An 18,719-nucleotide genomic window follows, 5' to 3' on the forward strand; every position below is an offset into this window, starting at 1 on the left:
GATCACTTCCCCCCTGGCGGTGCGGCCCATCGCAGTGCGGCGAGCCGCTCGAGGACGGCCGCTGCAGCGATCCTATGGCTGTGCACGTTGCCGTGCAGCCCGTCCTCGCCGGTGAGGACGTCCCCGCGGGCGATCGCGGGGTGCTCGGACAGGTCGACGTGGACCGTGCCGAGGGCGGCGGCCAGAGCGTTGGTGCGCTCCGCCAAGCATGCCATGCGGCGGGCAAAACCGGCCCCCAACCAGGCCGGCATCCGGGGGTACTCCCGCATTACGAACACGGAAACCGTGATCACGCAGGCCCCGGCGGCCTGCAGCGGGCGCACGATCGCGGCCATCGCGGCGTCGACCTCGCCGGCCCGGGCCTCGTAGCCCGGCCGCATCGCGTCGTTTGCGCCGCAGACGACCAGCGCGAGGTCGGGGGCGAAGGCGAGCGCGGGTGAAAGTTGCACCGCGAGCACCTCCGCCGCGCGCAGGTTGCGCCGGCCCAGGTTGCGGTGCTCGAGGCCCCGCGCCGCGGCCGCGAGCTCGTCGCGCACGATGTCGGCGAACCCGCCCGGCTGTTCCACCACGCTGTCGCCGAGCACGGCGAAGCGGCGCCACGGATGGCCGTCCAGCACGGCGCCTCGGGGTCGCTGCGACGCATATTCCGGTGCCACGTCGGCCTTTCGGCTCATGCGGGAGCGGGCGGGGTACCGATAGGCTAACGCCTATGAGGGCCCGGCGGTGACACAACTGCAGACCGGGACTCCCCTCCTCACCGCATCGGACTACCGCCGCAGCGCGCAACGCCTCGTCGGGTCCGACGTGTGGGACTTCATCGAGGGCGGCGCCGAGGACGAGCGCACCCTCGCCGCCAACCTGCGCGCCTTCGACCGGGTCCGGCTGCGCCCGCGCGTGCTCGCCGGCGTCCCGGATGCCGACACCACCGTCTCACTGTTCGGCACGGCCTACGCCACCCCGATCGGGATCGCGCCGACCGCCTACCACCGGCTCGTCGACGCTGAGGGCGAGGTGGCCACGGCGCGGGGCGCGGGCCGGGCCGGCGCGCTGTTCGTCGTGGGCATGTTCGCCAGCCGCACGATCGAGGACATCGCCGCGGCGGCCTCCAGCGGGCTGTGGCTGCAGCTGTACTGGCTGCGGCGCCGCGACGTGATGCGCGACCTCGCCGAGCGGGCCGAGCGGTCCGGCTACGGCGCGATCATGCTCACCGTCGACGTGCCCCGGATGGGCCGGCGCTGGCGGGACATGCGCAACGGCTTCGCGATCGGCGGCGACGTCGCCGCGGTCAACATCGAGCCCGCCGTGATGGCCGAGGCCCACCGCCGCGACGAGGGCGGCTCCGCGCTCGCCCGGCACACCGCCGGCTCGTTCGACCCGTCGCTGAGCTGGGCCGACCTCGCCTGGCTGCGCGACTGCACCCGGCTGCCGCTGGTGCTCAAGGGCATCCTGACCGCCGAGGACGCGGCGCTGGCCGTCGCGCACGGCGCCGACGCGATCGTGGTGTCCAACCACGGCGGCCGGCAGCTCGACGGCGCCGTCGCGAGCCTCGACGCCCTCGCCGAGGTCGCCGACGCGGTCGGCGGCGCCTGCCCGGTGCTCTTCGACGGCGGCGTGCGCCGCGGCGCCGACGCCCTGGCCGCGCTCGCGCTCGGCGCGCGGATGGTGCTGCTGGGCCGCCCGCCGCTGTGGGGGCTGGCCGCCGGCGGCGCCGACGGCGTCGCGGGGGTGCTGCGCACCGCGACCGAGGAGCTGGCGCACGCCATGGTGCTGGCCGGGCGGGCGGCGCTGCCCGACCTGGACCGCACCGCGCTGCGCCCGACATCGCTGGCTGGAGGCGATGCCTGATGGTGACGCTGTCACGCGACGAGCTGCACGTGTCGGTGGTCGACCCGGTCTCGGCGTCGATGAACTTCCTCAACGAGATCGCCTCGCGGTTCCCGGCCGCGATCTCCCTGGCCGCCGGGCGCCCGTTCGACGAGTTCCACTCGGTCACCGACATCGACAAGCACATCCAGGTGTACCTCACCCACCTGCGCGAACGCGGCCTGAGCCCGGCGCACAGCCGGGCGCTACTCACGCAGTACGGCCGCACCAACGGCCACATCGGCGACCTCATCGCCCGCATGCTCGACGTCGACGAGAACATCCAGGTCCCGGCGGCCGCGGTCATGGTCACCACCGGGTGCCAGGAGGCGATGGTCATCGCGCTGCGCGGCCTGTGCGCCGGGCCCGACGACGTCGTGCTCGCCGCCGAGCCCTGCTACGTCGGGCTGACCGGCGCCGCGCGCATCCTCGGCGTCGAGGTCGTCGGCGTGCCCGAGTCCGACGACGGGCTGCGCCCCGAGACGGTCCGCGAGGTCGCGGCCGCCGCCCGGGCCCGCGGCAAGCGTCCGCGCGCGCTGTACCTCGTGCCGAACTTCGCCAACCCGTCCGGGGTGTCGCTGCCGGTTCCCGTGCGCCGCGCGCTGCTGGCCGCCGCGGCGCAGGAGGACCTGCTGATCCTCGAGGACGACCCCTACGGCCTGTTCGGCCTCGACGACGAGCCCCGCCCGACGCTCAAGTCCCTCGACGCCGACCAGCGGGTCATCTACCTCGGCTCGTTCGCCAAGTCGTACTTCCCCGGCGCCCGTGTCGGTTACCTCGTCGCCGACCAGCCCGTCGTCGACGCCGCCGGCCGGCACACCCTGCTCGCCGAGGAGCTGTCCACGGTCAAGAGCATGCTGACCGTCAACACCTCGGCGCTGTCGCAGGCCGTCGTCGGCGGCATGCTCATCGACTCCGGGTTCAGCCTGCGCACCGCCAACCAGGCGAAGATCGCGTTCTACCGGCACAATCTGGCGACGCTGCTGTCGTCGCTGCAGCGGTACTTCGCCGGCACCCCGGTGCGCTGGAACAGCCCCAGCGGCGGCTTCTTCGTCGTCGTCGACGTCCCGGCCGACGCGAGCGAGGAGCTGCTGGAGACCTCCGCCCGCGAGCACGGCGTGCTGTGGACCCCGATGCGCTTCTTCTACATCGGCGGCGGCGGCGAGCGCGCCATCCGCCTGTCGTGCAGCGCCATCGAGCCGGAGCGCATCGACGATGGCGTGCGCCGCCTGGCGGGCCTGCTGCTGCGGTGAGCGCGATCGTCGACGCCTGGCTGGTCGACGCCCGCGAGCCGTTCGACGAGCGGTGGCTGTCCGCCGGCGAGCGGGCCCGATGTGCGGCGCTGCGCGACCCCGGCGATCGCCGCCGCTTCGCCGCCGCGCACGCCGCGCTGCAGCGGATCGTGCGCGAGCGGCTGGGCGGCGCCGAGCCCCGCTGGACCCGCGGCCCCAACGGCAAGCCGGCCGTCGAGGGCGAGCCGCTGCGGTTCAACCTGTCGCACGCCGGCGACTATGCGCTCGTCGCCGTCGCGCACGCCCGCGACGTCGGCGCCGACCTGCAGGACCTGGTGCCCGGCCTGGACTTCGCCGCGATGGCCCGCCGCTGGTTCCCGCCCGCCGAGGCCGGCCTCGTCGAGGCGCTCGGGCCGGGGGAGTTCGCCCGGCTGTGGGCGCGCAAGGAGGCCGTGGTGAAGGCGGCCGGCGACCGGCTCACCCGCGGCCTCGCCCTGCCCGTGGCCGGCGACCCGCCGCCGCCGGTCGAGCACGCCGGCGTCGCCTATGCCGTCGCCGACCTGCCGGCCCCGGACGGGTTCCGGGCCGCGGTCGCGCTCGCGGGCCCGGAACCGTTCGTCATCCGAATGCACTGATGCACAGGTACCGCAGCGCCGGGTCGTAGTCGGCGAGCACCACCGGCCCGTCCACCGTTGCGAGTGCCTCCCAGACGCCCGTCATCGGCTGCGCCGGGTCGGCGAGCACCACGGCGTCCGCCTTCACGTCCACGCCGGCAAGGTGCCCGCCGAGCACCACGGTCGCCGGCCCGACGTCGCCGAGCAGCCCCGGCACGTCGGCGAGGCCGGCGCCGCGCACGATCCGCGGCACGGCGGCCTCCAACGTGGACGGTCCGAGGTGCACGGCGACGGCGCAGTGCGCGGCCGGCACCTCGACCGGCACGCCCGGGTCGTAGGGCAGCGAACCCTGCTCGGCCACGATCAGCAGCCCACGCTCGTGCGTGCCGCCGCGGGCGTAGTCCAGCAGCAGCCGCAGCGCCGTGTGCGCGCCCGCGCGGCCCTGGTCCGACACCGCGAACGCCATCGGCCCGCCCGGGCACAGGTGGCTCAGGTACGTCGCCGTCGCCCGCCCGGGCGCGATGTCCGGGATGTCGTAGGCGAGCACCAGGGCGTCCACCGGCTCGGCGGGCAGCAGCGCCGCGGCCATCTCGCCGTACGAGTGCCCGTCGCCCATGTCACCGGCGAGCGCGGCGCCGTAGGGCTCGAGCAGGTCGCTCAGGTAGGTCGCCAGCCGTGCGGCGTGCACAGCGTCGGCGGCCTGCTCGGCCGGGCCGGAGAAGCGCCGCGCCTCCGCGCGGCGCAGCCCCCACGGCACCGTCACTCCTCGTCCAGGAGGTTGCCGGCGACGTAGGCCGCGAGGGTGCCGACCGTCTCGAAGTCGTCGCGGCCGAGGTCCTCGACGCTGATCTCGCGCTCGAGGCGGTCCTCGAGCTCCAGCACCAGCTCCAGGCCGGTGGTGGAGCTCATCCCGAGGTCGTCCATGAGCGTGGTGCTCTCCGAGGCGTCGGGCACCTCACGCTTGAGCACGCGGGGTAGCAGGGCGCAGATCGTCTCCACGACGTGCTCGCGCAGCGCGGGATCGACGGTGGCGGTGTCGGACAAGGTGTTCCTCCGGCAGTAGCGGTGTCAGTGCTCGAAGACCATGGCGGAGAACGTGGCGCCGCGCCCCGCCCCCGCGGCGGCGATCACGTAGCGGTCGCCGGGGCGCAGCAGCCCGCGCTCGACCGCGGTTCGGTGGTTGATGAACGCGTCGGCGCAGAACACGTGGCCGTAGTCGGCGACGTGCTCGAGCAGCACCCGGTCGAGCGGATACCCGATGCGCTTGCAGGTGCGCTGCCACGCCATCTCGTTCACGTTGTGCGGCAGGATCACCGCGACGTCGTCGAGGCCCAGCCCGGCCTTGGCGACCGCGGCGGTGACCGCCTCGCCGAGCGCGTCGTGGTAGATGCGCTGGTACTCCGAGGCCACCTCGTCGTGGTCGCCGTCGAACTCGCCGCGCAGCCGCACCACGTAGGACAGCAGCCGGTCCCGGTCGCCGGACGCCGCGACGAGGCACGCCGCGGCGCCCTCGCCGAACATCGAGGTCTCCACCACGAACCGGGCCTCGCCGGTGAACGTCTTCTCGCCGGTGAGCACCACGGCGAGGGCGCCGTCGCCGTCGGCCCGCACCAGCCGCCCGGCGAGGTCGATCGCCAGCAGCCCGGACGCGCACGCCTGCTGCCCGACCGCGAACGCCTGCGCGTGGCCGAGCCCGGCGGCGGCGAGCGCGTCGTGCAGCGGGTTGTGCGGGTAGGGCACGACAACCGGGAAGGTGCGCGCGTAGAGCACGTACCGCACCCGCGCGGCCTGCTCGGCGGTGAGCGCGAGGTCGGCCAGGGCCAGGCCCAGCAGGCCGGCCAGCGACTCGGTGGAGCGCGCCGCCGTGCCGAGCTTGTGGTAGCGGCGGAACACCCGCACCTGCATCGGCGTCAGGTCGAACGCCTCGGCGTACGACTCGATGGTCACCCGGTCGGCGGGCACGAACGTGCCCACGGCGGCCAAAGCGGTCATGACTGCTCACTTTCCAAAAGCCGGATCGCCTCTTGTACACCCAGTGCCTCCACGCGCCGCACCAGCGCCTCGGCGCCGGCGGGGGCGAGCCGGCCCGCGTCGGTGAAGACGGTGAGCAGGAAGCCGCCGGCCGCGTCGTCCACGTCGACGCTGAGCGGGTCGAACGGGTCGTCCTGCGCGACCGTCCACCGGAAGTCCGAGGCCGGCGCGGCCCGCAGGTCGTCCGCCGTCGGTACCGCGCCGGCGAAGCCCTGCCGGGTGGCCACGCGCCGGTCGTTGAACCACACCCCGGCCTCGGGGTCGGCGCCGAGCCGCCCGGCGAGCGCTATGGCGTCGGCGGGGTCGACGTATGCGTACTTGTAGGCGGCCATCGCGGCGGCGCCGACCCGCCGCAGCGCCTCGGCGAAGGGCACCCCGGCGACGTCGGCGGCGCAGATGCCGCGCTGCGCGACCATCGCCACGACGCGCTCGAGGCCGCGACGGAAGCGGTTGCTCACCATCGGCCGCAGCACGGCCGGCGCGTCCTCGGTCGCGGACGCCAGGGCCAGCAGGGTCATGAGCACCTGCGAGGAGTCGGCGTCGGCCCGCTCCGACAGTACGTGCAGCGCGAGCGGCAGCGCCCGGGCGCGCAGCTCGCCGCGGTAGTGGCGCGGACCGTCCACCGTGGACGGCGCCGGCGGCGCGGGCTGCCGGCGCAGGGTCCGCTCCCAGTGCCGCAGCGCCGAGGCGTTCTGCCGCTGCCCGGCCGGCGAGCCCTGCCATCGTGCCTGCTCCAGCGGCGGGGTCCCCGTATCGGCCGGCGCGGCGGCCCGGTCGGCGACCTCGGCCAGGAAGATGCGGCCGCCGAGGCCGTCGGTGACCAGATGCGTCATCACCGTGGACAGGTGCGTGGGCGCGCCGCGGTGGCGGACCACGGCCATGCGCACCGGCCACTCCTCGACGAAGTCGTAGGGGCGGGCCCGGTCGCGGGCGTCCAGGGCGACGACGAACGCCTCCGGGTCGGCGTCGTCGGGGCAGTCGTAGACGTCCAGCGCGATCGTGCCGGTGGCGGCGACGCTCTGCAGCGCCTCGCCGGGCGGCAAGTCTGGTTCGGATAGCTTCGCGCGGTCCGACCCGGACCTGCCGTCAGCGGCGAAGCGCAGGCGGGTGCGCATCGTGGGGTACCGGCGCATGATCCAACGCAGCTCGCCGGCCACGTCGGCGACCGTGGTGCCCGGCGCCAGCCGCGACCAGCCGCCGATCGGCAGCCAGGAGCGCTGCCGCAGGATCGTCAGCCAGATCTCGCGCTGGCCCCAGGACAGCTCGCCGAGCCCCGCCCCGGTCCCGGCGAAGCGCACCGGGACGCGCAGGGCGGGGCCGGCGGGCGGCGCGGGCGCCTGCACGTCAGGCATTGGCCATCTCGGCGAGGTGGCGCTGGCGCATGAGGAACTTGCGCACCTTGCCAGTCGGGCCGACCACCAGGTCGTCGTCGGGGAAGACCACGACCCGCCGCAGCGTCGCGCCGGCCGCCGGGGTGAGCGCGCCGCGCACCTCCTCGGTGTGGTCGAACGACGGGTCGGCCCCGGCGTGCAGGGACAGCAGCACGTCGGTGACGACCCGGCCGTCGGCGGTGCGGGCCGACACCACGGTGCAGTCGCGCACGTCCGGCACGGCGCGCAGGATGCGCTCCTCCGACATGGCGGTGTAGAGCCACTCGCCGCCGCCGAGGTCGATCGAGTCCACGGCCCGGTCGACGTGGTAGTAGTAGCCCTCCTCGTCGCGGTACATCAGGTCGCCGGTGAGGTAGTAGCCGGCCAGCCGGTTGCGGTAGGTGTTGACGTGGTCGTTCCAGTAGCCCGGCGCCAGGGTCGGCGCCTTCAGCCCGAAGTGCCCGACCCGCCCGACCGGCACCTCGGTGCCCGTCTCGGTGTCCAGCAGCGCCACGTCGGCGAAGACGTGCGGCACGCCGACGCAGCGGCCGTAGCGCTCGGTATCGCTGCGGTGCGTGATGTGGAAGGCGGAGTGGCCCATCTCGGTGGAGCCGAGCCCGTCGACGAAGCTGCTGCCCTTGACCCGGGTGACGCCCTCGCGGGTCACCACGTTGCGGCTGCCGGCGTTGACCAGGTGCCGGATGTGCGGCTCGTGCGCGCAGTCGCCGGTGTTGAACCACAGCGACACCGACTCCAGCTCGTGTGCGTCGAGGTCGTAGCGGGCCAGCTCCGCCCAGGTGACCGCGAAGCCGAACACGCCGGTGGGCTTCCACCGCTCGATCGACGACAGCACCGCGGCGCCGTCGTCCTGCCGCGACAGGAACAGCAAATCCGAGCGGTTGCTCAGGGCGTGGTTGATGGTCATGATGCCGGCCGCGTGCGGCGCGGGCAGGGCGCTGAGGATGCGCTCGGTGCCCTGCGCGCGCGGGCCGCTGAGCCGGATCCGGCGGGTGGCGTGGAAGAGGCTCGCGTGCGAATGCACGACCGCGGTCGGCATCCGGGTGGTGCCGGAGGAGTGCGTGATGGCGATCGGGTCGTCCGGGTGGTGGCGGAACGCGACCGGCGCCGAGGCCGGGTCGCCGGTGCCGGTCTCGGCGACGTCGTGCACGGCGATGCCGCCGAGGTCCTGCCCGTCGAGGCGCTCGCGGTGCTCGGCGTCGGTGAGCAGGGCGACGCCGCGCAGCTTGCGGATGTACTCGGCGGCGATCTCGCCGGGGATGTTCGGGTTCATCAGCGCCGGGATCGCGCCGAGCCAGGTGAGCCCCATCCAGTTGAGGAAGCAGTCGGCCGCGGTGCTCACGTAGACGGCGACCGGGTCGCGGCGGCCGATGCCGGCGGCGCGCAGCCAGGCGGCCCGGGCGGCGGCGCGGGTGTACAGCTCGCCGAGCGTCAGCCCGTGCCACGCCGGGAAGCCGTCGACGGGCGTGTCGAAGGCCATGCCGGGCCCGTCCAGCGGCGCGCCGTGCTCGATGAGCTTGTGCAGCACGTTGCCCGCGCCGACGCTCGGGTCCGCGGCCAGCGCCGCGCGGATGTTCGTGGACGCCATGGGTGTCTCCTCGGTCTCGGTCCTGGTCAGGTCTCGGTGAGCTTCGCGACGTCGTCGATCGCGGCCCGGTTCTGGGCCTCGGGCCGCAGCGCGAGGTCGAGCTTCGCGACGTCGTCGATCGCGGCCCGGTTCTGGGCCTCGGGCCGCAGCGCGAGGTCGAGCTTCGCGACGTCCTCGATCGCGGCCCGGATCTGGGCCCGGCTCGGTTGCAGCGCCAGGTCGAGCTCGCGGGCGAACGGCAGCACGGCCCCGTCGGGCCGGGTGACCCGCCGCGGCGGCGCGACCAGGCGCATGCCCTCGGCGGCCGAGGCGAGGATCTCCCCGGCCATGCCGCAGCTGCGGTTCGAGTCGTCGACAACGACCAGGCGGCCGGTGCGCTCCAATGACGCGGCCAGGCCCGCCCAGTCGAAGGGGTGCAGCGTCCGCGGGTCGAAGACCTCGACGGACACGGTGCCGTCGAGCTCCTCGGCGACGGCGAGCGCGTCGTGGACGAGGTGGCCGATCGCGACCACGGTGACGTCCTCGCCGCGGCGGTGCACCCGGCCGACGCCGAGCGGTATGGGCTCGAGCGCGGCGAGGTCGACGTCGGCGCGCACCCCGACGGCGCCGGCCGGCGCGAACACCACGACCGGGTCGTCGTCGCGGATCGCCGAGACCAGCAGGCCGTAGGCATCGGCGGGGGTCGACGGCACGACGGTCTTCACCCCGACGTGTGCGAAGAGGCTGTACGGGTGGTCGGAGTGCTGCCCGGCCCACCCGCCGCGCGAGCCGGAGCTGGGCAGCAGGTAGGTGACCGGCACCGTCGCCTGCCCGCCAGTCATGAGCGAGAACTTGTGCGCCTGGTTGGCGATCTGCTCGAAGGCCAGGAACAGCAGCGCCGGGATCTGGAACTCGATCAGCGGCCGCTGCCCGGACAGCGCCGCGCCGGTGGCGAAGCTCGTGAACGCCTGCTCGGAGATCGGCATGTCCACGACCCGTTCGGGCCCGAACTTCTTCACCAGGCCGGTGGTCACGTTGCTCACGGCGACGCGCACGTCCTCGCCGAACACGCACACGGCGGGGTCGCGCTCCATCTCCGCGGCGATGGCCCGGTTGAGCGCCTTGAGGTAGGACAGGATCGGCATCGCTCACACCCCGGCCCGGGCCCGCAGGCCGTCGGCGTAGAGGTGCTCGAGCGCGCCGGCCGGGTCGGGGTGCGGGCTCTGCCGCGCGAAGCGCACGGCGAGCTCCAGCAGCGACTCGAGCTCGGCGTCGATGCGCTCGCGCTCGTCCGGCGCGAGCCGCGCGCCCTGGATCTCCACAGGGTCCCGGGCCATGCCCGCGGCCACCTCCTCGTCGGTGCGGTAGCGCGGCCGGGCCGCGTGCTCCCAGGTGTGGTGGGCGTCGAACCGGTAGGCCAGGCATTCCACGAGGGACGGCCCGCCCCCGGACCGGGCGCGTTCGACGGCCGTGCGCGCCTCGTGGAGTACTACTTGCGGATCCGAACCGTCCACCGTGGACGCCGGGATGCCGAAGGCCGCCGCACGGCCCGCGACGGTGCCGGCCTGCGCGTCGGCGAACCGGGTGGTCGTGGCGAAGCCGTTGTTCTCGCACACGAACACGACCGGGAGCCGCCACAGCGCGGCCAGGTTGAACGCCTCCAGCACCACGCCCTGGCTGATCGCGCCGTCGCCGAAGTAGGTGACGGCGACGCGGTCCAGCCCGGCGCGGCGGGCCGCCCACGCGGCGCCGGTCGCGATCGGCACGGCCGCGCCGACGATCGCGTTGGCGCCGAGGATGCCCAGGGAGAAGTCGGCGGCGTGCATGGAGCCGCCGCGGCCCCGGTTGAGGCCCGTGTCCCGGCCGGCGAGCTCGGCCATCATGCGGGCCGGGTCGGCGCCCTTGGCCAGCACGTGGCCGTGGCCGCGGTGCGTGCTGGTGATGACGTCGCCGGGCCGCAGCGCGGCGCAGGTCCCCGCGGCGATGGCCTCCTGCCCGAGGTACGGGTGGATGCCGCCCACGATCGTGCCGTCGCGGACGAGCTCGATGGCCCGCTCCTCGAAGCGGCGGATGAGGCGGACCGTCCGATACAGTCCGGCGGCGTCAGTCACGTACCAGCTCCTAAGCCGTCAGGACGGATGCTTCGATCTTGGCGAGGATGCCGCTCCACAGCCGCGCCCGGGCCGCGAGCGCGAGGTTGATGGTCTCGGCGCAGTCGTCCCACTTCGTCTCGTCGTCGCCGCACAGGTCGGTGACCATCTGCATGGCCATCGGCGTGTGCTCCTCGCCGTCGACCTCGATGTGCCGGGCCAGGTAGTCCACGAACGTGTCCAGCTGCCCGACCTGCTCGTTGACCTTGACGACCTGCTGGAACATGTCCGGGATGAGGTCCTCGCGGCCGAAGGCGAACGCGGCGGCCTGGCAGTGGATCGGCGCGGTGTCGATGAGGTGCCAGGTGAGCTCGACGAACTCGGCCGCCGCCGCCGGCACGCCGGCCCGCTCCATCGCGGCCGGGACCGGCGTGCCGGCCCGCAGCAGCTCGATGAAGCCGTCGATGACGCTGCGGTCGGCGCCGGCCTCGGTCATGCCCTCGAGGTAGAGCTCGAAGTGGCTGATGAAGCCGCCGCGCAGCTCGTCGCTCTCCTCGACCAGCACGATGTCGTTGATGAGCCGGCGGCTGCCGGTCGGGCCGGTCGGGACCCAGGGCACCTCGACGCACGTGAGGTTGCGCTGCAACGACTTGAGCAGCGACATGAAGTCCCACACGGCGAAGACGTGGTGCTCGAGGAACGTGCGCACGGCCGGCAGGCTGTCCAGCCGCGCATAGATGGGATGGGTGACGACCTCGGTGCGCGCGCTCGCGATGAGCTCCTCGAGCCGGTCGATGCCGGGGTGGCGCCGGCCCCAGTCGTAGCGGGACATGTGTGCTCCTTGACTGCTAAGCGTTCCGCCACAGGACCGGGCAGAACTCTGGGTCCGCATAGTCCGGTCGGCCGTCATCGGTACGGCGGACCAGCACGTCGTGGTTGTAGGTCACGACGTCGCCGTTGGTGAGGTGGAAGGCGCGGTACTCGTTTGCACCCGGCTGCAGGTGGAACGAGATCGCCCGGCGGGGGCGGCCGCTGACATTGGCGCCGCTGCCGTGGTACGTGCGGCAGTGGTGGAAGCTCATGTGCCCCTTGGGAATGAGCATGGGCACCTTGCGGACCTCGGCGTGGTTGTAGGCCGCGTTGCGCTCGAGCATCCGCTCCAGGTCGTTGTTGTCGCGCTCGGCGAAGTGCCGCGTCGTGGAGTCGTCGGCGCCGATCTCCTCCCAGCGGTGGCTGCCGTCGACCATCGTGATCGTGCCCATCTCCACGCCGCAGTCGTGGAACGGGATGAACGCGGTGAGCATGTCCTCGGAGCTGCAGGACTGCCAGTAGTGGCGGTCGAAGTGCCACGGCACCAGGTTGGACGGCTCGCCGGCGATCGGCGGCTTGTAGATGAGCGTGGACTGGAAGATGCGGATCTCCGCCGCCCGCGCGAGGCGGGCCGCGACCGCGCCGAGGATCGGCTTGCGCAGGATGCGCGCGATGCCGTCGCTCTCGTAGTGGATGTAGTCGTTGTGCCGCTGCACCGGGCCGTCGGCCGGCTCCCAGTAGGCCAGCCGCGGCGGGCGCACGGGTAAGGCCCTCGAACGCTCGCCGGCGTAGAACCGCTCGCTGGCCGCGGTCAGCTCGTCGACCTCCTCGTCGGTGAAGAGCTTCCGGGTGAGGTACCACCCGTCGCGCGCGTACCGCTCCACCTCCTCGTCGGTGGGCAGCAGCGCGCGCTCCTCCTCCGACAGGGCGAACTCCTCGGTCACCGAGATGGTCACAGTGCTGTTCCTTCCGAGAGCGTGATGTCGCGCACCGCCGCCAGCTCGCGCTCCTTCGCCGCGTACAGCGCGGGGATGTTGCTCGTGCCGAACGTCCGCGCGCCGTGGCGGTCGATGAGCTCGTTGAAGTACGTGCGCCGGATGTGCGTCGACTTCGCGAAGATCTGGTACATCTGACCCCAGTGGTCGCGGTCGACGAGGATGCCCAGCGGCCGCAGGTCGGCAACGGGCACGTCCACCTCGCCGAGGCGCGCCGCGAGCATGTCGTAGTAGCTGCCCGGGGTCTGCGCGAATTCGACGCCCCGCGCGCCGAGGGCCCGCACGGCGGCGACGATGTCGTGGGTGCGCAACGCGATGTGCTGCACACCGGCGCCCTCGTGCCAGGCGAGGAAGTCGTCGATCTGCCCGGCGCGGCGGCTGATGTCGGGCTGGATGAGCGTGAAGGTCACCCCGCCGGACGGGCTCTGCACCACCTTGGACTGCATGCCCTGCTCGCCGACCTCGATGTACTCCTGGAAGATCATCTCGAAGCCGAACGCCCGCTCGTAGTAGGCGACGGTCGTGTCGAGCTCGCCCGCCGGCAGGCACACGGCGGCGTGGTCGATCGCGTGCAGCAGGTCCGCCTCGACCGGCGCGTCCGGCGCCATCGACTCGTCCAGCAGCCCCGGCAGGAACGCCGTGCCCGTGCCGCCGGCCTCGCGCTGCACCAGCCGGTGCGTCACGTCGCCGAAGCCGGACACCTCCGCGACCACGACGGCCGAGCCGCCGTGCTCGATGCGCCGGGGCGCCTGGATCGGTTCCGCGCCGCCGGCGACGGCCGCGGCGAAGGCGGCCTCGGCGTCGGTGCAGCCGAACGCGACGATCGCGACGCCGTCGCCGTGCTGCGCGGCGTAGCGGCTGGCCCGGTGCCCGCTGCTGAGGCCGGAGGTGAGCAGCACCCGGATGTCGCGCTGGCCCAGCAGCACGCTGCGCTGGCCGGCGAGGCCGGTCTCCGGGCCGCCGTGCCCGTAGACGTGGAAGCCGTAGGAGGCGCACAGCTGCTCGGCGGCGGCGCGCGCGTCGCCGACGTACAGCTCGATGTGGTCCGTGTCGAGGATTTGCATGTTGTGCCTGCTTCCCTTTCGGGTTTGTGATTCCTAGGCCTTGCTGTTCTAGGCCGGAGGCCCGAAGACGAGGCTCACGTTGTGCCCGCCGAAGCCGAAGGAGTTCGACAGGGCGTAGGACACCGGCGCCGGTCGGGGCGTGCGCAGGTGATCCAGGTCGCAGGCCGGGTCGGGCTCGTCGAGGTTGTGCGTCGGCGGCAGCACCCCGCGGCGCAGCGCCTCCACCGTCACCGCGGCCTCGGCCACCCCGGAGGCGCCGAGCATGTGCCCGGTGACGCCCTTGGTGGAGCTGACCGGGGGACCGGCAGGGCCGAACACGGCGCGGATGGCGAGCGACTCGGCGACGTCGCCGAGCTTCGTCGAGGTGCCGTGCGCGTTGACGTAGCCGATGTCGGACGGGGTCAGGCCGGCGTCGGCGACGGCCCGGCGCATGCACTCGGCCGCGGCCGAGCCGTCCGGCCGGGGCGTCGTCGGGTGGTGCGCGTCGTTGGTCGCGCCCCAGCCGAGCAGGTCGGCGTGGCGGGTCGCGCCGCGGGCGGCGGCGTGCTCGGGCCGCTCCAGGACGAACACCCCGGCGCCCTCGCCGAGCACCAGGCCGTTGCGGCGCCGGTCGAACGGGCGGCTCGCCTGGCTCGGGTCGGCCCAGCCGCGGGCCAGGGCGCGGGCGTTGCCGAACGTGTCGGCCAGGGTCGGGAACAGCGGCGCCTCGCTGCACCCGCACACCACGACGTCGGCCTCGCCGGAGCGCAGCAGGCGCAGGCCCTCGCCGATGGACTGGGCGCCGGCCGCGCAGGCGGTGCCGATGGAGGAGCTGTAGCCCTGCAGGCCGTGGCGCATCGCGACGCGAGCCGCGCCCATGTTCGGCAGCATCCCCGGCAGCAGGTACGGGCTGACGCCGGCGCGGCCCCGCTTGTCGCGCTGCACGGCCTGCGCGTCGAGGGTGGCCAGGCCGCCGGTGCCGGACACGATGACCGCGACGCGGTACGGGTCGACGTCGCGGCCGGCCTCGATGCCGGCGTCGGCGAGGGCGTCCTCGGCGGCGCGCAGGGCCATCACGATGTACCGGTCGACGAGGCGGGCGTCGGGGCCCGGCAGCACCGACAGCGGGTCGATCGGCGGCCCGAACGCGGCGACGTCCACCGATCCCGCCAGGGGGTGGTCGGCGGGCGGGCTGGACAGCCCCGAGCGGCCCTCGCACATCGCGTCGAAGACCTCGGCCCCGGTCGCGCCGACCGGCGTGACGAGCCCGATGCCGGTGACGGCCGCGTGAGCGTTCATGATGCGCCTCCGTGCCCGACGAGCACCGCTGCCGCCGTGGCGGCGGACCCGTCGTGGTCGAGTTCGATGAGCAGGACCCGCGTCGCGTCGCCGTCGGCGAGCAGCCCGCGCGCGGCGTCCACCGCGGCGGCGGCGTCGCACACGCAGCTGACCGGGCCGTGCAGCCCGTGGCGGGCGGCGACGTGGCCGAGGACGGCGTTGGGTACCGACTGGAAGAAGAACAGCGGCCCGACGCGGCCGCCGGTGTCGACGGCCCGCGCGACGTGCGCGGCGCTGTCGACGTCGCCGAGGTCGCTGACCAGCACGATCCCGGTCCCGGGCTCGTCCGCCTGGTCGGCGAGGCAGCGCCCGGCGACGGCCGCGATGATGGGGTTGAAGTCAGAGTGCACGAACCCGGCCAGGCGCGGCGCCGCTTCGTCCCCGTGCGCGGGCCAGGTGGCCCCGGCCAGGACCTCGAGCCCGGCGGCGGTGGCGCGTGACCCTAAGCCGCTCATGCGGGATTCTCCGCTTCGCTCCGTACGCCGCATGAGCTGAACCGGTGTTTACGATGAGCGGCCACTCCGCTTCGCTGCGTACCGCTCATGACGGTGCGCCCAGCAGCAGCGCGGTGTTGGCGCCGCCGAACGCGGCGTTCAGGGTGAGCGCATAGGCGGGTGAGGCCGCCCGGGCGCCGCCGAGCACGAGGTCGAGCGGGCAGCGCTCGTCGGGCGCGACGAAGCCGGCGTTGACCGGCAGGCGCCCGCCGCGCAGCGCGTGCAGCGTCACCGCCAGCTCCAGCACGCCGGAGGCCTCCAGGGCCTGGCCGTGCAGGGCCTTGGTGGACGACACCGGCACGGCGGCGGCGTGCTCGCCCAGCGCCGCGTGCAGCGCCTCGGCCTCGGCGGCGTCGCTCTGCTCGGTGCCGGAGCCGTGCGCGTTGACGTAGCCGACCTCGCCCGGCCCGACGCCGGCCCGGCGCAGCGCGGCCGCGATCGCCCGGGCCAGGCCGCGGCCGTGCGGGTGCGGCTGGCACGGGTGGTGCGCGTCGCCGGCCCGTCCCCAGCCGGCCAGCGCGGCGAGGGGCTCGACGCCGCGCTCGCGGGCCGCCGCGGCGGACTCCACGACCACGGCACCGGCGCCGTCGCCGAGCAGCAGGCCGCGGCGCCCGGCGCTGAACGGGCGAACGGCGCCGTCGGCGGCGAGCGCGCGGCCGGCGTCGAAGAGGGCGAACTGGTCCGCCTCGACGAGATAGCCGCCGGCGACGACGACCCGGTCGGCCTCGCCGCGGGCGACGATCCCGGCCGCGTCGGCGATCGCGGTGCTCGCCGCCACGCAGGCGGCGGTGTAGGCGCGGGCGGCGCCGAGCCCGGCGCCGCCGGCCAGCGCTGCGGCGAACGCGGTGCCGCCGAAGCGGCGCCGGTCCGCCGGGTCCGACCGGGCCAGCCGCGGGTCGCCGTGCACCGCGAGGAACAGCGCGGCGCCGGCCCGCTCGGGCGTGCTGAGCTTCGCCTCGTCGCAGGCCTCCTCGACCAGCGCCGCGAGCTCCGCGGCGAGGTCCGGATCGCCCGGCATGGCGGCGGCGACGCCGACCCGCCGGCCGGTCACGTCGAAGCGTTGCACGGGCGCGAACGCGGGCCGGCCGGCATCGAGGCCGGCGGCGAGCGCACCCATGCCCCGGCCGAACGCGCTGAGCACGGCCGCGCCGGTGATCAGCACGCCCGGGGCGGACCTGGTCGTCACGGCGTCACCGGGAGCCCGTCTCGACCTTCAGCCCGGCCAGGACCGCGACGGCGCCGTCCACGGTGGACATCCGCGCCAGCTCCTCGTCGGTCAGGTCCAGGACCGTGCCGTAGTGCTGCTCGAGCTGGTGTACGAGCCACGCCAGCTCCAGCGAGTCGATCCCATCGCCGACCTCGTCGGGCCGGCGGTCCCCGTAGGTGGCCAGCATCGCGACGATCTCGTCCCGGCCGGGTGCAGCGGTCACGCTCAGCTGCCCGCGGTCGCCGCGGCGGCCCGGCGCTCGGCGACGGCGGCGATGAACTCCCCGACCGTCATGCCGGCGAGCTTCTCGGCCTCGTCGTCGTCGAAGCGCACCCCGAAGCGGTCCTCGACGCGCACCGCGAGCTCGGCCAGCGACAGCGACTCGAGGTCGGCGCCGGCCGGGCCGAGCGCGGTGTCGTCGTCGATGTCGTCGGTGCTGTAGTTCATCTCGGTCAGCGAGTCCAGTAAGAACTGCCGGATCTCGTTGGTGGTCTCGTCGCTCATTGCTGGGCGTTCCCTTCCTTTGCGGACGCCGCGACCAGCAGGGCGCGGTCGCGGACGAGCTTGCCGGTGGCCGTTCGGGGCAGCTGCTCGACGACGCGCAGCACCCGGGGGCGCTTGAACGCGGCCAGCCGCTCGGCCAGCAGCGCCTGCACCTGCTCCGCGGTGGTGTCCTCGCGCAGCATCACGTAGGCCTCGATCGCCTTGTCGTGTGTGACGACCGCGGCCGCCACGCCGGGCAGGGCGGCCAGGGTGTGCTCGACCTCGGTGAGGTCCACCTTGAGCCCGCCGACGGAGACCTGCGAGTCGTTGCGGCCCTGCACGCGGAACCGGCCGGTCGCCTCGTCGACGCTGCCGGCGTCGCGGGTGTGCAGCCAGCCGTCGGCCCAGCGGGTGGGGTCGACCAGGCCGAGGTACGGCGACTCAGCCAGCGACACCAGCAGCTCGCCGTTGTCGGCGCGCACCCGCAGGCCGGGCGCCGGGGTCAGGGCGGGGCGGTGCTCGCCGAAGAGGTCGGTCGCGATGACCCCGACCTCGGTCATGCCGTACATGTTGCCCAGGCGCACGCCGAAGCGGTCCGTGAAAGTTTCGTACACCTCGGCGCGCACGAGCTCGCCGCCGGTGGTCATCCCGGTCAGCTGGGGCAGGCGCGGCGGGCGGGGCCCGGAGGACAGCAGCTCGATGTGGAAGGGGACGCCGAGCAGCGTGGTCGGCTCGGGGCCGGCGGCGACCGCGGCGAGGATCCCGTCGGCGGTCATCCGCTGCGGCAGCACCAGCTGCGCGCCGGCGTGCAGGCCGTAGAGCAGCCCTCCGACCAGCCCGAGCACGTGGACCATCGAGGCGAGGCACACGATGCGCTCGCCCGGCTGCGGCACGCCCGCGCCGATGGCGACGTAGCGCTCGAGCTCCTCGACCAGGTTCGCGGCGGTGCGCGCGATGACCTTCGACGGCCCGGTCGAGCCGGAGCTGAGCTGCACCAGAGCGTGCGCGGTGTCGGCCGGGCGGCCAGGGTACGTGGCGACGCGCTCCTGCACGTCGGAGAACCCGCGCAGCGGCCCGCCGGTGGCGTGCTTGGCGGACACGACCGCCTGCGGTGCCAGGCGCTGCAGCGCGGCGTCGATCTCGAAGGGGGTCAGGCGGTGGTCCAGCAGCGCGGCCCGCGCGCCGAGGCGCCAGCAGGCCAGCAGGTTGGCGACGAACGCGAGCGAGGGCGCCAGGCACAGCGCGACCGAGTCGCCGGGCCCGTTGTGCCCGATCCCGGCCGCGGCCAGCACGGCCTGCTTCTGCTCGACCAGGCGGCGCAGCTCCGCGCGGGTCACCGGGGCGTCGAGGACGAGCGCCGGGGCGTCGCCGGCGCGGCCGGCGGCGTCCGCCAGCAGCACCTCGTCGACCCAGGCCGGGTCGAGGGCCGGTGCGGTCACCGAAAACCCCTTCCTTGCAACGGCGCGACGCATCGGCGGGCCGGGGGCGCCGCGACCGCCCGTTTCAGGGCGGTGCCGGCGCGCCAGGGCCCGCTGGGGCGAACGCGCGCAGGGTCGTACGCACC

Annotated in this window: 19 protein-coding genes and 1 pseudogene; 3 read left to right on the forward strand and 17 right to left on the reverse strand. The window is 74.4% G+C overall.

Annotation, left to right across the window (positions count from 1 at the left end):
* Positions 1–2: 2 nt before the first annotated feature.
* On the reverse strand, positions 3–674 hold the full coding sequence (locus tag ABD901_RS23320) for a GDSL-type esterase/lipase family protein (RefSeq protein ID WP_345129245.1): 672 nt from the start codon (positions 672–674) through the stop codon (positions 3–5).
* A 49-nt stretch (positions 675–723) separates the two neighbouring features.
* Between ABD901_RS23320 and ABD901_RS23325 the strand changes: the two genes are divergently transcribed.
* Genes ABD901_RS23325 through ABD901_RS23335 form a run of 3 tightly spaced genes read left to right on the forward strand, consistent with a single transcriptional unit; the run spans position 724 to position 3,730 of the window.
* Complete coding sequence (locus ABD901_RS23325; protein ID WP_345129246.1) at positions 724–1,845, forward strand: alpha-hydroxy acid oxidase; 1,122 nt, start codon at positions 724–726, stop codon at positions 1,843–1,845.
* Positions 1,845–3,116 (forward strand): aminotransferase-like domain-containing protein, encoded by a 1,272-nt coding sequence (locus ABD901_RS23330; RefSeq protein WP_345129247.1) that lies wholly within the window; start codon positions 1,845–1,847, stop codon positions 3,114–3,116. The genes ABD901_RS23325 and ABD901_RS23330 overlap by 1 nt, the downstream gene beginning before the upstream one ends.
* A complete protein-coding gene (locus ABD901_RS23335; RefSeq protein ID WP_345129248.1) occupies positions 3,113–3,730 on the forward strand; it encodes a 4'-phosphopantetheinyl transferase family protein in 618 nt (205 codons plus the stop codon). Before ABD901_RS23330 ends, ABD901_RS23335 begins: the two co-directional genes overlap by 4 nt.
* Here the strand turns inward: ABD901_RS23335 and ABD901_RS23340 are convergent.
* The 16 genes and pseudogenes from ABD901_RS23340 to ABD901_RS23415 all read right to left on the reverse strand — a co-directional run bounded on the left by ABD901_RS23340 (position 3,714) and on the right by ABD901_RS23415 (position 18,594).
* Positions 3,714–4,466 (reverse strand): 2-hydroxy-acid oxidase, encoded by a 753-nt coding sequence (locus ABD901_RS23340; RefSeq protein ID WP_345129249.1) that lies wholly within the window; start codon positions 4,464–4,466, stop codon positions 3,714–3,716. The genes ABD901_RS23335 and ABD901_RS23340 overlap by 17 nt on opposite strands.
* Before the next feature lie 2 nt (positions 4,467–4,468).
* Positions 4,469–4,753, reverse strand: coding sequence for an acyl carrier protein (locus ABD901_RS23345; protein ID WP_345129250.1), 285 nt, complete (start codon positions 4,751–4,753; stop codon positions 4,469–4,471).
* A gap of 24 nt (positions 4,754–4,777) precedes the next feature.
* Positions 4,778–5,701 carry a 3-oxoacyl-[acyl-carrier-protein] synthase III C-terminal domain-containing protein gene (locus ABD901_RS23350; RefSeq protein ID WP_345129251.1) on the reverse strand — a complete coding sequence of 308 codons (924 nt, stop codon included), beginning with the start codon at positions 5,699–5,701 and terminating at the stop codon, positions 4,778–4,780.
* A complete protein-coding gene (locus ABD901_RS23355) occupies positions 5,698–7,092 on the reverse strand; it encodes a hypothetical protein (protein ID WP_345129252.1) in 1,395 nt (464 codons plus the stop codon). The genes ABD901_RS23350 and ABD901_RS23355 overlap by 4 nt, the downstream gene beginning before the upstream one ends.
* Entirely contained in the window at positions 7,085–8,716 is a 1,632-nt protein-coding gene (locus ABD901_RS23360; RefSeq protein ID WP_345129253.1) for a class I adenylate-forming enzyme family protein, read from the reverse strand. The genes ABD901_RS23355 and ABD901_RS23360 overlap by 8 nt, the downstream gene beginning before the upstream one ends.
* A gap of 161 nt (positions 8,717–8,877) precedes the next feature.
* Positions 8,878–9,840 (reverse strand): annotated as a pseudogene (locus tag ABD901_RS23365) (alpha-ketoacid dehydrogenase subunit beta); the annotation flags it as partial.
* Between the two features lie 3 nt (positions 9,841–9,843).
* The gene (locus tag ABD901_RS23370; RefSeq protein WP_345129254.1) at positions 9,844–10,806 is read right to left on the reverse strand and encodes a thiamine pyrophosphate-dependent dehydrogenase E1 component subunit alpha; all 963 of its coding nucleotides are present in this window, start codon (positions 10,804–10,806) and stop codon (positions 9,844–9,846) included.
* A 10-nt stretch (positions 10,807–10,816) separates the two neighbouring features.
* Positions 10,817–11,617 carry a DUF3050 domain-containing protein gene (locus ABD901_RS23375; RefSeq protein ID WP_345129255.1) on the reverse strand — a complete coding sequence of 267 codons (801 nt, stop codon included), beginning with the start codon at positions 11,615–11,617 and terminating at the stop codon, positions 10,817–10,819.
* 16 nt (positions 11,618–11,633) lie between these two features.
* Positions 11,634–12,545 carry a phytanoyl-CoA dioxygenase family protein gene (locus ABD901_RS23380; protein WP_345129353.1) on the reverse strand — a complete coding sequence of 304 codons (912 nt, stop codon included), beginning with the start codon at positions 12,543–12,545 and terminating at the stop codon, positions 11,634–11,636.
* A 2-nt stretch (positions 12,546–12,547) separates the two neighbouring features.
* The gene (gene hppD, locus ABD901_RS23385; protein ID WP_345129256.1) at positions 12,548–13,654 is read right to left on the reverse strand and encodes a 4-hydroxyphenylpyruvate dioxygenase; all 1,107 of its coding nucleotides are present in this window, start codon (positions 13,652–13,654) and stop codon (positions 12,548–12,550) included.
* 48 nt (positions 13,655–13,702) lie between these two features.
* Complete coding sequence (locus ABD901_RS23390; RefSeq protein WP_345129257.1) at positions 13,703–14,932, reverse strand: beta-ketoacyl-[acyl-carrier-protein] synthase family protein; 1,230 nt, start codon at positions 14,930–14,932, stop codon at positions 13,703–13,705.
* Positions 14,929–15,426: a hypothetical protein gene (locus tag ABD901_RS23395; protein ID WP_345129258.1), complete on the reverse strand. Its 498-nt coding sequence runs from the start codon at positions 15,424–15,426 to the stop codon at positions 14,929–14,931. The genes ABD901_RS23390 and ABD901_RS23395 overlap by 4 nt, the downstream gene beginning before the upstream one ends.
* Before the next feature lie 85 nt (positions 15,427–15,511).
* A complete protein-coding gene (locus ABD901_RS23400; RefSeq protein ID WP_345129354.1) occupies positions 15,512–16,582 on the reverse strand; it encodes a beta-ketoacyl synthase N-terminal-like domain-containing protein in 1,071 nt (356 codons plus the stop codon).
* Positions 16,583–16,655: 73 nt separating this feature from the next.
* A complete protein-coding gene (locus tag ABD901_RS23405; protein WP_345129355.1) occupies positions 16,656–16,859 on the reverse strand; it encodes a hypothetical protein in 204 nt (67 codons plus the stop codon).
* A gap of 38 nt (positions 16,860–16,897) precedes the next feature.
* The gene (locus ABD901_RS23410) at positions 16,898–17,176 is read right to left on the reverse strand and encodes an acyl carrier protein (RefSeq protein ID WP_345129259.1); all 279 of its coding nucleotides are present in this window, start codon (positions 17,174–17,176) and stop codon (positions 16,898–16,900) included.
* Positions 17,173–18,594, reverse strand: a complete 1,422-nt coding sequence (locus ABD901_RS23415; protein ID WP_425556713.1) for a class I adenylate-forming enzyme family protein — start codon at positions 18,592–18,594, stop codon at positions 17,173–17,175. The genes ABD901_RS23410 and ABD901_RS23415 overlap by 4 nt, the downstream gene beginning before the upstream one ends.
* Between the last annotated feature and the right edge of the window lie 125 nt (positions 18,595–18,719).

Origin of the sequence: Dactylosporangium darangshiense (assembly GCF_039537565.1) — a bacterium.
Taxonomy (GTDB): Bacteria; Actinomycetota; Actinomycetes; order Mycobacteriales; family Micromonosporaceae; genus Dactylosporangium; species Dactylosporangium darangshiense.

Bases quoted from the DNA above. Each gene is read 5' to 3' on its own strand.
- ABD901_RS23390 (WP_345129257.1), bottom strand. From the start codon at position 14,932: ATGAACGCTCACGCGGCCGTCACCGGCATCGGGCTCGTCACGCCGGTC.
- ABD901_RS23405 (WP_345129355.1), bottom strand. From the start codon at position 16,859: ATGCTGGCCACCTACGGGGACCGCCGGCCCGACGAGGTCGGCGATGGG.
- ABD901_RS23395 (WP_345129258.1), bottom strand. From the start codon at position 15,426: ATGAGCGGCTTAGGGTCACGCGCCACCGCCGCCGGGCTCGAGGTCCTG.
- ABD901_RS23400 (WP_345129354.1), bottom strand. From the start codon at position 16,582: ATGGGTGCGCTCGCCGCCGGCCTCGATGCCGGCCGGCCCGCGTTCGCG.
- ABD901_RS23375 (WP_345129255.1), bottom strand. From the start codon at position 11,617: ATGTCCCGCTACGACTGGGGCCGGCGCCACCCCGGCATCGACCGGCTC.
- ABD901_RS23360 (WP_345129253.1), bottom strand. From the start codon at position 8,716: ATGGCGTCCACGAACATCCGCGCGGCGCTGGCCGCGGACCCGAGCGTC.
- ABD901_RS23410 (WP_345129259.1), bottom strand. From the start codon at position 17,176: ATGAGCGACGAGACCACCAACGAGATCCGGCAGTTCTTACTGGACTCG.
- ABD901_RS23350 (WP_345129251.1), bottom strand. From the start codon at position 5,701: ATGACCGCTTTGGCCGCCGTGGGCACGTTCGTGCCCGCCGACCGGGTG.
- ABD901_RS23355 (WP_345129252.1), bottom strand. From the start codon at position 7,092: ATGCCTGACGTGCAGGCGCCCGCGCCGCCCGCCGGCCCCGCCCTGCGC.
- ABD901_RS23330 (WP_345129247.1), top strand. From the start codon at position 1,845: ATGGTGACGCTGTCACGCGACGAGCTGCACGTGTCGGTGGTCGACCCG.
- hppD (WP_345129256.1), bottom strand. From the start codon at position 13,654: ATGCAAATCCTCGACACGGACCACATCGAGCTGTACGTCGGCGACGCG.
- ABD901_RS23320 (WP_345129245.1), bottom strand. From the start codon at position 674: ATGAGCCGAAAGGCCGACGTGGCACCGGAATATGCGTCGCAGCGACCC.